Source organism: Wandonia haliotis (assembly GCF_039523435.1).
Taxonomy (GTDB): Bacteria; Bacteroidota; Bacteroidia; order Flavobacteriales_D; family Crocinitomicaceae; genus Wandonia; species Wandonia haliotis.
Window position 1 is genome coordinate 572,394 of the sequence record NZ_BAAAFH010000011.1, and the last position, 11,893, is coordinate 584,286.

An 11,893-nucleotide genomic window follows, 5' to 3' on the forward strand; every position below is an offset into this window, starting at 1 on the left:
TTAATTGTTTTCACTGGTTATAATTGTCATATCGGTAATTGGCAGACTTTGATTTTCTGCTGCTCTGTTCTGATAGCTCACTAAACGAACTTTGTACAGGACGGACGGCAAGTACTTTGCTCCCAGTATCGACCAAAAATTGTACTGTTGTTCAAATGAATAAGAATAAATATCAACGATCAATTTCTCCAGTTCCACCGGCATATTAGGTGAGCTTTCAGGTGAGAAAACATATTTGCTCTGAAAAAAGCTGATTACATTCGATAATTGCTTCAATCCTTCCCGATAAGTAGATGTATTGTTGTTCTCTGCTGAATTCACATAATTCGCACAGAATAAAACATATAAGTTTAATTTTAGCGCCGGATTGTATCGTTCATACGTTCCGTTACTGTTTCTGTGTTCAAACACCTGATCTTTGATGACACGCTCTTCTTCAACATTAATTAATGACATCCCTATTTTACCCGAAGGGATGGCCCAGTCACCATTCTGGCTTGCTACATTACTGAGGACAATAAAGCCATCATCATCAACGATCTTGTTATTGACCAGTTCGAGATGATTCTCTACTTCCTCTTTTAAAAAATCTAATGCAACATCAATCATTACACGTTTTTCTTTTTCTGATGCTGATCTTCGGTTTCGAAGATGAACATCAATTGTTAGTTTCTGAGTACTGGGCTGCCCGGTTCAGTCGTGTTTGGTTTTTTCCGGAACAATTCCAATGCTGTAAATTTCTATGCTTTGTTTGATGAAATCAAGGACATGTAAGTATAAAAAAAGAAAAATAAAAGCAAAAATTTAAAATATAAACAATTGATAATCAATACTAAAAACCTATTAAAACCGGAAAAATAAAGCTCTTTTTTCGCTCAATTTGTTAGTTTCTGATTGTCATTGGAAAAATAATTCAGAGAGCACAAAACAATATTAAAACACTAAAAATCAATAGATTAAACCATAAATTTTCTGCTTTTCGGAAAAATGCGTAATCCGCTTCATTTTTCCGTTTTACACAGTTCGTGTCCGGAATTAAAAAACTGATTATCAAATAATAAACAAGTAAAATCTTTTATATACTGTTATCTTTTGTCCATTTTAATTTTTCCGGTTATCACATAAGATGTCCTTGACATTACAGAAAGCGATTCGGAAATTTATACGCTTAATACACCTGTACAATTTACCCGATTATATGGACCAGGATTTTGACAAAGAAAAAGCGTATTCAGACTTTCATGCTTACTTAAAAACAGAGGATAAAACACCTTCTATAGGCGAAATTTCAGAACTAACAGAAGATATTCTTTTAGACCTTCAGTGGTTGATTACTTTAACTGTTTTACGGATTCAGGATCTGGAAAAGGATACGGTTTCGTCCTTTCAGGATGTCACTCCTCCGGAGCTTTCCGGAAATTCAGGGTATGCACAATTAATCCGTAACCTGAAACTATCTGTACCGGAACGGCTACTTCTTATCACTACGATTGCCCCTCTGGTAGCACCGGAAAAACTAACACGTCTGTTGCGCGATGAAAGAAATCACGTACGACTACTTTACCCCGAATTCGGTGGTTATCTGGATCTCCTTCATACGGGATTTGTACCCACCCTGCAAACGATACTGTTTCTTCTTGCCGGCAAAGACAAAGTCAATGCTGTGTATTATAAAATGGCGGTCTACACCAACGGAAAGTTAGTCAGGGAAGGAATTATCCGGTTTATCCCCTCCTCTTCTTCGGAGCAAAACGAACTGCATTTTTCGCCTTCACTTACGCAGGAATACCTGCATTATTTTCAGTCCGGGAGTCAGCCCCGACCGGATTACGGAAGAGCTTTTCCAGCAACCTGGGTAACTACCGGACTAAACTGGGGACACCTGGTTCTGGAAGATCGTACTTTAAAAAATATCCGGGAAATTATGCGATGGGTAGAGCACGGAGACACCCTCCTTGCATCCAGTAGTATGTTCAATGTTTCCTACCCCTGTCTGTTTTACGGACCACCCGGAACGGGAAAGTCTCTCACCGCCAAATTAATTGGTAAAAAATACGGTAAGGACGTATTTCGCGTCGACCTTTCGATGATCGTTTCCAAGTACATCGGTGAAACGGAAAAGAATCTGGCTTATCTGTTTGACCGGGCACAGGGAAAAGACTGGATCCTGTTCTTTGATGAAGCGGATGCACTGTTTACAAAACGAACGGCTGTCAATTCTTCGCAGGACAAATGGGCGAATCTGGAGGTCAGTTATCTGCTCCAACGAATGGAAGAACATAAAGGTTTAACAATCCTCGCTACGAACCTGAAAAATAACATCGATACTGCCATGACCCGCAGGTTTCAATCCATTATTTATTTTCCTTCTCCCAAAGAAAACGAGCGAAAACAACTTTGGATCAACCTGCTCCCTTCCCCGTTTACGTATGAAGCATCCATCAGCATGGAACAATTATCAAAACTGGAATTTTCAGGAGCCAACATTGCTAACATCCTCAAAGATGCCTGTTTGTGCGCACTGGATCATCAAACAAAGGAAATTCATCACGCATGGTTACAGGAAAGCATCCGTAAAGAGTTTATCAAAGAAAACAGAACGCCCTGATGTACGCTTACAAACCATATCAGACACGTACGCGGGAGGAGGATAATTCCTGGGAAGAGCTCGCCGTACTGAGGAGAAGGGAGCAGCATGCCTTGGGGGATCAAACAGACATTCTGGAACAGGAAACGGATGATGAAAAGAAAAAGGCAAACGAAAACTCCAGAGATGAAAAAACTCCTGGCTATGAAGAGAGATGGTTTACATTTAAGGTTCCTGTCTCACAAGATTTAGACGCTAAAGAATCACATATAAAGATATATAGTTTTGTCTATAAGGTTGCCGAATTTAGAGCAGAAGAAATTCTAAAAGAGAAACTTAAAAATCATAATTCTCAGTCTTACTCAAGTCTATGGAAAGGCGGGAGCTTTACTGAATTTACTGAAGAAGATGTAAAAAGAGAGTATAAAGCGTTTAGCTTTAGCTATACAGACTTGCTTAAATATGCTAGTTATACAATAGAAGTAGATGAGAAAGGAGAAAAAGTAAAACCTGAAGGTTTTGATGAGAGAAGAAAATGGTTTGATTCGTTAGCTAATGGAACTCCACAACAACAAGAAACAAGAAGAAATATCTTTAGAAAAGCAGATCAAAGATTTAAGGAGGTTACGGGTAAGGATACTCCTAAAGATAATTCTGTTTTAATTGAATTGTATTGGGATTTGATAGATGAAGAAATTTTAAATCATTGGGAAGGAACAGATGTAGAGTTTGGCGATCGAATTAAAATAGAAAATTATTGGGAAAGAAAACGAACCAATGAAATATGGAATAGCCTTAATGAGCAGCAACAAAAAGAGTATGAAGCCTTTCTTGATAATGCTAATGCAACTGGAAATTATGGTTCTGCCACCTATGAAGAAAGCTTAAAGAGCTTCAAAAAGAACTATGACGATTGGTATAAAATAGTAAATGAAATTTTAGAGAACAAGGAATCTAAAAGATTATTTGAGTTCATAAGAGATTATGGAACTCCTAATAGACTTCGGTTTATAAGTGCATGGAAAAAGGTAAAGATTTTAAATCTCATTAGGGGATATGATTTACCAGGAAAACAAATGGTGGCTGAAAAGTTAATCAAAAGTATGGGACAACCTGAACTTGATGCATTCTTTGAAGCTCTCACAAAAGACAATTGTTACTGGTTCAAAGTTTTTGAAAAAAGCAGCGGGTCTTATGATTTTTCAGTTATTAAACTCATAGAAAAATTTCATGGTCTAGAAGTGATAAACACTTCCACTAGGAAAAAACTTCTATCCGAAATGACCAAAGAAATTCATGATGGAACAGGGTTAGGATCAGAACAAAATATAATCAAGGTATTAGAGTCTACTCCCGACTCAGATGCATATGAGATTATTGAACATCTTAAAAAGAATGACTCTCGCTTACTCAAAAGGCTTCAGGATGGTATGGATTGGAGTGGGTATGAACAATACTCTCATTTACTTATAGGACTTATGTTTAGTTCAATGACAGAAGGAGTTACTGAGGAAGATGCGATTGACAAACAATTTCAAACATACTTAGGGTATGATTATGATACAGGGACGCAACTTGTTACCATACCCTATCTTAGACGTTCAGAATACGGTGTTAAAGGCTCTCGTGTAAAATACTCCGTTGATTTTAATGAAAAAGGTGAAATACAGTTTTCATACTACTGGAAGAGAGGAAGATGGAGTAATATATCTGGTAAAACAGAACATAAATATACGTTTGATCCCTTTGAACCAATTCGAATAAAATTTCATCAGACAAGTGAAAATCTCAATAAATCCAAAGATGACATACTAGTTGTACCTGCTATTTATTTACTCTATGTTGATAATCAGGATTTTTGGGAAACCGTCACCGAAGCATCCTTATTTGCATTGGATATTCTCGCTTTAGTAAGTGGTACAAGCGCTGTATTTACTGCTACATCTACTATTGGAAAAGTCGTAGGAGCAGCAGAATTGTTATATGGTGTAAGTGATTTCCTCATACGCTTACATAGAAATGATATTTATAAAATGGAGGGAGGGGAAGAATTTCTTCGGATATGGGATGCAACAACTGCTGTCGTTGGAATATATGGTTTAGCTCGTTTGGTGATAGCATCACCAAAAATTCTTCGAAATCTAGGGGAAGCTTGGGGAAATTTCAAAGGGAAACAGCAATTGAAAAAGCAGAATAAGGCATTATACGAACAAATGCAAAAAGAGATTAATGCTTATGAAAATCAACTAAAAAATTACTATGATGATGTAAATAAAAATCAAGGTTTTGCTGAACAAGCTACTCCTGATGGAATGGTGAAACAAAACACTCAAAAACCCAAATTGGAGAAGTTGGATGAGACAGTTGAAACTGCGGATGATTTAAAAAGAACAGATGTTGATAAATCGGAAAAAAGTGGTAAATTTGAGGAGAGTTCTTTGGATAATGTTAACACGGCGGGGATGTTTGGGAAATACTCAACAAAACTCGATGATGCCGTAACTGTATTACAAAAAGAAAGTTTGTTCGGAGACGATGCTTTAACTTTTTTAGATGCCGAGTATCGAACTGTACAGACTACAAAACAGGTAACTACATATAGAACATTTGGCGGAAATGCAAAAGTGGGTGGTACATTTGTTACTACAAAAACTGGCGCATCAAGAACTGAACTTGCCTTATTAGATGAATGGAATAATAGTATGCGTTTCGAAGCAACTATCAATATTCCTTCAGGAACCAAGATGAATATTGGTAAAGTTGGTCCACAGACAAGTACTAATGGATTACAAACATTAGCGGGGGGTGGAGACCAAGTTATTTTACCTTATCAATGGAATACACAATGGGTTTCGAAAATAGTAGATAAGAATACTGGAAAAATTTACAATTCAGTAAGTGAGTTTGCAGTAGATTTTCCAGCTTTAGTTAACTAGATTGTGCGGATAGCCTTTTGTAAATTGAATCAATTTTTACTAATGTTTCCAAGCCTAATTCTTTATTTTTAGTAGGGGCTTCCATTAGTAAACGAATACATAAAAGCAGGTGTTTTTGAGCATCTGTTTTTTTATTTTCAAAAAGAAAGTTCAAGGCATCAATTAAGGATTTTCTAATTTGATGATATGCAGAAAAATCTTCACTTGATATTATCAAGTCAACACTTTCAATTGCTTCTAATATTTCTATGTTGAATTTTTTAAAACTCATCTCCCAAATGCCAATTTAGTTCGTACATTTTGTAGTAATCCATCCAGTGTATATAGGATGTGTGCTTTATCTTCTATTGGTAGATTTTGAATTTCAACTACTCTTTGAATAATAGAGTTATCTAATTCTATTTCAGTTTTCCCAGTGAGATAATCCAAAGAAACATCTAACGCATCGGCGAGTTTACTTGCAATGTCGATAGATGGTTTTATTTCATCACGTTCATACTTACCAATAATATCTCCATTGATACCAGATAGCTTTCCTAGTTCAGCCTGAGAGAGCTTTTTTTCTTTACGACAGAACGCCATTTTTTGTCCGAAACTCATCATAATTATTCAGTTTTTAGTACCAAAAATGGTAATAAAGACAAAGTTAAAAGAATTATTGTTCATAAACAATTTGTATAATACTTGTTTGATTCGGAATGATAACAAACAGTATTCACTCGCAACTATGCCTGCCGTTAATTTCGACATGGTGCTCAACGAAAGTTTCAAAAAGGATATGTGGGAACTGGTCGAAGTAGCAACTTTAATTATAGGTCTCATTCCCGTATTGAAAGTAGGAGTTTCTGCTTTAGTAAAAACCATATCGGCAATTGACGTTGCAATTATGGCAGCTGCTATTATTGTTGACCGCAATAAAGATTCACTTCCTGGTTGGTTCAGAGAGTCCTTCGGCTATATCGAAACAGCCTCTATCGGCTTAATTCTGGTGGGAAATCCCAGACATTTATTAAAAGCTGAACAGCAACTGGCTAAGTTAGATGGACACATTGCTAATTTATCAAAAGCACAACGGGCTATTCCTGGGCTTGAAAACGCTTTGTTTGCACTAAAGGAAACTCTGGAGGGACAAATCAATTTCGGTAAACGGGTAGCAAAATCTGATGAAAGTACCTTGAGAAAACTCATTACTGAGGTTTCTGAAAGCACCATGGATGGAGCAAAAAAGAGAGAATTACTGGAAGCACTGAACGAGCAATTGCGCACAGTGACCAAAAAGGCAGTTTCAGTATTAGACGAAGCAGCATACAGACAAAAACAGATTTCAGATGCGTTGATTAATCAGGGACAGGAAGCGGTGAACATAACAAAGAAAGCTGACATGACTGCTCCTGTGATCACCAAAACAGAAAAAACCGGAGAAGCAATACTAGATGGAAACAGTATCATTCTGAAATCAGCAGATGGAGCTGATATTGCCCGACCGTTGTTTCGCTCAACAGACGAAGCATTAGCCTGGCTGGAATACAGCAAAAAAAGCCGTTTTTCTGATGCACGCCATATTGATGAACTCGAACCGAAAATGCATCCGTGGTTCTTTGACGAAAGTGGAAAAAAACTTTTACCGGAATCCCACCCACATTTATATGACGGAGAAAGACCTTTATCACTGGAAGAATTGTTTGGGAAAGAGGGAAAACTTAAACAAAAACAGTTTGATGAACTGACAAATAATTCTAATGTTCTTTCACCTGAAAAAAAAGGTATTAATGAAAATATAGAAAATTTATCTGCAATGAGCGAAAAAGAGGCCGAAGAAATATTTAGTGAGCTAAACAAAAATTCTCCTAATAAACTGACACCTAATACTCGCGAACATAAGGCTCAGCGATGGCATGAGTATAAAGAAAGAAAGGGAAGCGAGGCTTGGAGTTACGAGCGTTGGTCAAAGCAGTATGATGCAAACATGAAAAATTATACCTTTGGAACAGGAAGAGAAGCAGAATATAGACTGCATTATGGAGGAAAAAAGGAATTATATAAAACTCCTTTTACATATAGAGATTTAGATTCTGTAAACCATGAGACTAAAGAGATTTTTGAAATCAAAACAGGCAAAGAGTATCTCACGACTGAGGGGGATTTGCCCAATACAGATAGAATACTCAAAGACTCATGGTTCGTAGATCAGGGATATAAGGTGACTTGGATACTTGAAGAAGGTGGATCAGCACCTTTATTAGAGGCTCTTAAAGAGGCAGGAATTGAAGTATTAATTGGAAGACAAATACCATAGCAAATGAAAAATATAGAGAAAGCTCAGGCAAAATTTGATGAATTCATTCTTGAAATGGATGATGCTTTGGAAGCACTAGTCAATTTCGTTGAATCATTAAACGATAATATGTTACTACCCCTTGATTATTCTTGGGATTCTTTGGATCGAATTGAGAGCCTGCTTGCCTTGTACTTTGACGATAAAATTATTATTGAAATATCAGAAGATAAATTCATTACACGTATTGCTAGATATTTGGGAGAAACTCTACGTAAAAGAATGGGAGGAGTGTGGAAACTTTGCGAAGACCCTAAAGATTTTGCATTCGGTTTACCAACTCTAGGAGAGATAAAAAATATGAATCCTCAATATGCTTACAATCCATTTGACACAATTGAAACTTATAAAATCAGACGAGTCAAAGGATTAATTAGGCGTGCTGTTTTTTCACATACTAAATATACAATAAAATAACAAACAATATTACTCTTTTTTAGACTGAACCTTATTTCTTTGATGAAAACAGGCCTCTATCACTGGGCGAATTATTTGGAACAGGTGGAAAACTTGTTGCAGACAACAGTGCGCTGATAAAACATACCAATGAGTTTCCTATCCTTACCCAGCGAATCCGGCAAGGATTACCGGAAGAAATAAGCAGTAAATTACATAGCTGGCCAAAAGAGAAGCTTGCCATTCTGGAAGAAAAATTAAGTAAACCTCATTACGCAGGATTGTTTGATGACATGAGCAGCCCTGCATTATTCAAGGTTCTTGATGAAGTACTGGAACATCCTGAGCAGCTGTACAGCATTATAAAAGGTTCTGACGAGCTAACGGCTGTGATAGAGCGTTTTGCCCGAAGTCGTTTCTTTACCGAATTCATGGAAAAAGGAAGGGAGTTTGAACAGGCAATTACCAAATTAGCGGACGAAGCAGATCCTGATTTCCTTTCCGAAATAGCCCAAAAAGCCGGCACTTCAGCCGATGAACTGGCTGCTTACACACACCTTTCTCAAGTACAGGTTTCTTTATTACCGGCTGGGTAAACTTCCCCGTTTTTGTAGCCTCCCTAAAAATCAGACAGTTTAAAAATTAGTTAAATTATCCCCACCCAATCAACAAGACCGGACTTTAGCAAAAAATGGTGAATTATACTTCTCCTACCTACCTCAAAATAACTCTGCTTTTACGAGATCCTTTCTTTCCGTTGTCGTCATAGGTTTCAATTTTATGTTCCAACCATTTTACAAAAGGAAGACAGTGTAAACTGATATAATGGAATTCTCCCAGCTCTTCTTTTAGTACCTGTTGCAATTCCAGCAGTTCATTCTTATCTCTTTTCACTCCTGAAATGGTTTTCAGAACAACGTTTAGCTTTAGAGACACATTTTTCAGGTAATTCGGTTCGTCCTCAATCTCATTCAGGTTTCGGATATACCGGTTGACATAGCGTCTGAAAGAATCTATATTTACATCATACGGCGTATCTTTCAGGTTCTGGTTAATCAGAAATTTCAGAATTGGAATATAATAACGCATAATCCCCATTCCGTTGCGGTAAGTATTAAACCGCAAGAGTTGCTTGTCTGCTTCATTAAACTCTCCTGAAAGGTACATTCCTAATAGCTTATAATACTGAATTCTTCGTCGAAGGTCAATACTTGACTCGAACAAGTTATGTTGCCCTACTCTCTCGAGAAGTTCAAGCACCTCTCCTACTCTACCCGATAAGAAAAGTAATCGCAACACCAGATCAACTTCAAATGGTTGTGACTGAATCCGGTTAAAGAAAGTCTTTGAAAAGATTACATGATCGTCCGGAAGATGTAATTGTATGTTTCCATTCCTAAACTCCTCCAGATAACTTCCAATAGCATCCAACAATAAGAATTCATCGGAAAATTCATTTGCCACCAACAGATCATCCTTGGCCTGCAAGAGACGAATCTGATCCAGATGAAACTGGCAGGGGCTATTATCCTGTTTAATTAAACTCAGAATAAACGAACCGGCGTGTAGATAAAATCCCACTGTGACTTCATTAGACTCTACATAGTACTTATAAATTGAGAGCCGCATACTTTCTAGCCTTTCCAATAAACCTTCATTCAGTTCATTCATCAGAAAATAGCGCTTACAACTCAAATGAAACAACTTGGCTTCTGTAACATACAACGAAATTCTATGTACTTCCCCCAAGCGTTCCGTTAATTCAATCGGGCAGATATCCATATAAAAATTCTCGCACTTGACACGTCCCAATATGATTTGGTTTAAATGCAGGTGCTTTAACCGTGCTGTTTCTTCCAGATAGTCAAAACGGGCGAGAATCATATCTTTCCCATAATCGTTTTCGATGAGCGTTTTTAATTGCTTTACCGAATCAATTGTTGAAGATACACGGGTAAGCGAATGCCCCGGAGATTCTCTGGTATTTATAATCGATAGAACGTCCTCCTGCAGACGTTTCACCAACTTTCTGAAATTTTCTTTAGCATTCGGAGAATCCTTATACAACAGATTTATCGTTTCTATCTTTTTTGGTCTTCCCCGTTTTAATAAAACATCCAGTAATTCATATTTCTTGCGAGATCTTCCCCTTCCGGAAGCTAATTTTCCTTCCAGTAAACTTATTTCCCTTGAATTTAAATTCTCCAGTAATCTTTTCAGTTGGTTCATGTGTGTTCAAATTGTAAAGGCGTTTTAAAGGTTAAAATTTTGGATCAATAATCCTTAAAATCCTAACGAAAAATAGTTTCTTTTATTTAGGTTAAAGCGGTTTATGTAACAGAAAACGGAATTTTAACTAAAAAATTCACTCAGTCGTTAGATTTAACAGTTTTTATGTTTTTTTTATTCATCTATTTCCTGCTTACTTATAATGAAACAAACAAAATTAGTTACACAAAAAGTCGTGTTTCACATTTCAAAACATTGGATTCCTAAATACATTTATTTCTCGCTTTTATCGATACGTTTCAATTTTCATTAGCTTTAATCCATGAACTGGAAAGAAACAATACAGGCGATTGAAAAAAGTGTGAAGGACAAATTCTCCAGAGAAGCAACCGGACATGACTGGCACCATATTGATCGTGTCAGAAAAAATGCTTTAATCATTGCTGAGAAAGAAGGTGGAGACCTTATTATTACGGAACTCGCTGCCTTACTCCATGACATTGATGATCATAAATTCAATGGTGGTGATTGGGAAGCCGGAACACGCAAAGCAAAACAGATTTTAGAAGAACATCAGGTACCGGAGCAAGCCTCTATTCATATCTGTCAGATTATAGGAAAGGTAAGTTTTAAAGGAGCCAATGTTCTGTCTGTTCCCGATTCGATTGAAGGAAAAAGTGTGCAGGATGCAGATCGTCTGGATGCAATAGGAGCTATAGGTATCGCAAGAGCTTTTGCTTACGGAGGCAACAAAAACAGGATGATTTATGATCCCACGGAAGAAATAGTTCTCCACGAATCACGGGAAGACTACTTCAATGCTGGTTCTCATACCATTAACCATTTTTACGAAAAATTATTACTGTTAAAAGATACGATGAATACTCCAACGGGCAAACAGATGGCAGCTTCAAGACATGCTTTTATGGAACAGTTTCTGAAACAGTTTTACGATGAATGGGATACAAAATGAAAAAGCCCGTATTACCGGGCTTTCTATACTATGATTCTGTTCTGAACCATAAAGTCTTTTATTTATAGGATCGCATCCAATTTGGAAGTCAACTGATTTTTAGGTACAGCTCCAACTGATTTGTCCACTACTTCTCCATTCTTAATGAACAACACTGTTGGAATATTACGTACTCCAAATTTAGCAGAAACTTCAGGATTCTGATCGACATCAACTTTACCAATTAACGCACGTCCTTCATACTCTCCGGACATCTCCTCGATAACAGGACCGATCATTCTACAAGGACCACACCAGGCAGCCCAGAAGTCTACAACAACCGGCTTATCTGATTTCATTACAACTTCCTCAAAGTTGGTGTCTGTGATTTCTAATGCCATAACTTTACTTATTTATTTACTATTTTTTTCAGTTCGTTAAAGATAACGATTGATTTT

The 11,893-nt window shown here is 37.0% G+C and carries 11 protein-coding genes; 6 read left to right on the forward strand and 5 right to left on the reverse strand.

Annotated elements, in window-relative coordinates:
• Entirely contained in the window at positions 1 to 609 is a 609-nt protein-coding gene (locus ABDZ97_RS10845; protein WP_343787483.1) for a Pvc16 family protein, read from the reverse strand.
• A 589-nt stretch (positions 610 to 1,198) separates the two neighbouring features.
• On the opposite strand from ABDZ97_RS10845, the gene ABDZ97_RS10850 reads away from it, so the two are divergent.
• Positions 1,199 to 2,608, forward strand: coding sequence for an ATP-binding protein (locus tag ABDZ97_RS10850; RefSeq protein ID WP_343787485.1), 1,410 nt, complete (start codon positions 1,199 to 1,201; stop codon positions 2,606 to 2,608).
• Positions 2,608 to 5,523, forward strand: a complete 2,916-nt coding sequence (locus tag ABDZ97_RS10855) for a hypothetical protein (protein ID WP_343787487.1) — start codon at positions 2,608 to 2,610, stop codon at positions 5,521 to 5,523. The genes ABDZ97_RS10850 and ABDZ97_RS10855 overlap by 1 nt, the downstream gene beginning before the upstream one ends.
• On the opposite strand, the gene ABDZ97_RS10860 is transcribed toward ABDZ97_RS10855, so the two are convergent.
• Both ABDZ97_RS10860 and ABDZ97_RS10865 read right to left on the reverse strand, forming a co-directional pair.
• A complete protein-coding gene (locus tag ABDZ97_RS10860) occupies positions 5,516 to 5,794 on the reverse strand; it encodes a hypothetical protein (protein WP_343787489.1) in 279 nt (92 codons plus the stop codon). The genes ABDZ97_RS10855 and ABDZ97_RS10860 overlap by 8 nt on opposite strands.
• Positions 5,791 to 6,126, reverse strand: coding sequence for a helix-turn-helix domain-containing protein (locus ABDZ97_RS10865; RefSeq protein WP_343787491.1), 336 nt, complete (start codon positions 6,124 to 6,126; stop codon positions 5,791 to 5,793). Before ABDZ97_RS10865 ends, ABDZ97_RS10860 begins: the two co-directional genes overlap by 4 nt.
• A gap of 25 nt (positions 6,127 to 6,151) precedes the next feature.
• Here ABDZ97_RS10865 and ABDZ97_RS10870 point away from each other — a divergent pair, with 25 nt between their 5' ends.
• The 3 genes from ABDZ97_RS10870 (at position 6,152) to ABDZ97_RS10880 (ending at position 8,850) form a co-directional block, all read left to right on the forward strand.
• A complete protein-coding gene (locus tag ABDZ97_RS10870) occupies positions 6,152 to 7,819 on the forward strand; it encodes a hypothetical protein (protein WP_343787493.1) in 1,668 nt (555 codons plus the stop codon).
• Positions 7,820 to 7,822: 3 nt separating this feature from the next.
• Positions 7,823 to 8,275, forward strand: a complete 453-nt coding sequence (locus tag ABDZ97_RS10875; protein WP_343787495.1) for a hypothetical protein — start codon at positions 7,823 to 7,825, stop codon at positions 8,273 to 8,275.
• A 272-nt stretch (positions 8,276 to 8,547) separates the two neighbouring features.
• Entirely contained in the window at positions 8,548 to 8,850 is a 303-nt protein-coding gene (locus ABDZ97_RS10880; protein WP_343787497.1) for a hypothetical protein, read from the forward strand.
• Between the two features lie 118 nt (positions 8,851 to 8,968).
• Here the strand turns inward: ABDZ97_RS10880 and ABDZ97_RS10885 are convergent, their stop codons facing one another.
• Positions 8,969 to 10,483 carry a hypothetical protein gene (locus ABDZ97_RS10885; RefSeq protein WP_343787499.1) on the reverse strand — a complete coding sequence of 505 codons (1,515 nt, stop codon included), beginning with the start codon at positions 10,481 to 10,483 and terminating at the stop codon, positions 8,969 to 8,971.
• 322 nt (positions 10,484 to 10,805) lie between these two features.
• Here ABDZ97_RS10885 and ABDZ97_RS10890 point away from each other — a divergent pair, with 322 nt between their 5' ends.
• Positions 10,806 to 11,456, forward strand: a complete 651-nt coding sequence (locus ABDZ97_RS10890) for an HD domain-containing protein (RefSeq protein WP_343787501.1) — start codon at positions 10,806 to 10,808, stop codon at positions 11,454 to 11,456.
• A 62-nt stretch (positions 11,457 to 11,518) separates the two neighbouring features.
• On the opposite strand, the gene trxA is transcribed toward ABDZ97_RS10890, so the two are convergent.
• The gene (gene trxA, locus ABDZ97_RS10895; protein ID WP_343787504.1) at positions 11,519 to 11,836 is read right to left on the reverse strand and encodes a thioredoxin; all 318 of its coding nucleotides are present in this window, start codon (positions 11,834 to 11,836) and stop codon (positions 11,519 to 11,521) included.
• Between the last annotated feature and the right edge of the window lie 57 nt (positions 11,837 to 11,893).

What these genes read in the sequence shown, in the direction of transcription:
- ABDZ97_RS10860 (WP_343787489.1), bottom strand. Translation starts at nt 5,794, where the DNA reads ATGAGTTTTAAAAAATTCAACATAGAAATATTAGAAGCAATTGAAAGT.
- ABDZ97_RS10845 (WP_343787483.1), bottom strand. Translation starts at nt 609, where the DNA reads ATGATTGATGTTGCATTAGATTTTTTAAAAGAGGAAGTAGAGAATCAT.
- ABDZ97_RS10880 (WP_343787497.1), top strand. Translation starts at nt 8,548, where the DNA reads ATGAGCAGCCCTGCATTATTCAAGGTTCTTGATGAAGTACTGGAACAT.
- ABDZ97_RS10870 (WP_343787493.1), top strand. Translation starts at nt 6,152, where the DNA reads ATGGTAATAAAGACAAAGTTAAAAGAATTATTGTTCATAAACAATTTG.
- ABDZ97_RS10855 (WP_343787487.1), top strand. Translation starts at nt 2,608, where the DNA reads ATGTACGCTTACAAACCATATCAGACACGTACGCGGGAGGAGGATAAT.
- ABDZ97_RS10875 (WP_343787495.1), top strand. Translation starts at nt 7,823, where the DNA reads ATGAAAAATATAGAGAAAGCTCAGGCAAAATTTGATGAATTCATTCTT.
- trxA (WP_343787504.1), bottom strand. Translation starts at nt 11,836, where the DNA reads ATGGCATTAGAAATCACAGACACCAACTTTGAGGAAGTTGTAATGAAA.
- ABDZ97_RS10885 (WP_343787499.1), bottom strand. Translation starts at nt 10,483, where the DNA reads ATGAACCAACTGAAAAGATTACTGGAGAATTTAAATTCAAGGGAAATA.
- ABDZ97_RS10850 (WP_343787485.1), top strand. Translation starts at nt 1,199, where the DNA reads ATGGACCAGGATTTTGACAAAGAAAAAGCGTATTCAGACTTTCATGCT.
- ABDZ97_RS10865 (WP_343787491.1), bottom strand. Translation starts at nt 6,126, where the DNA reads ATGATGAGTTTCGGACAAAAAATGGCGTTCTGTCGTAAAGAAAAAAAG.
- ABDZ97_RS10890 (WP_343787501.1), top strand. Translation starts at nt 10,806, where the DNA reads ATGAACTGGAAAGAAACAATACAGGCGATTGAAAAAAGTGTGAAGGAC.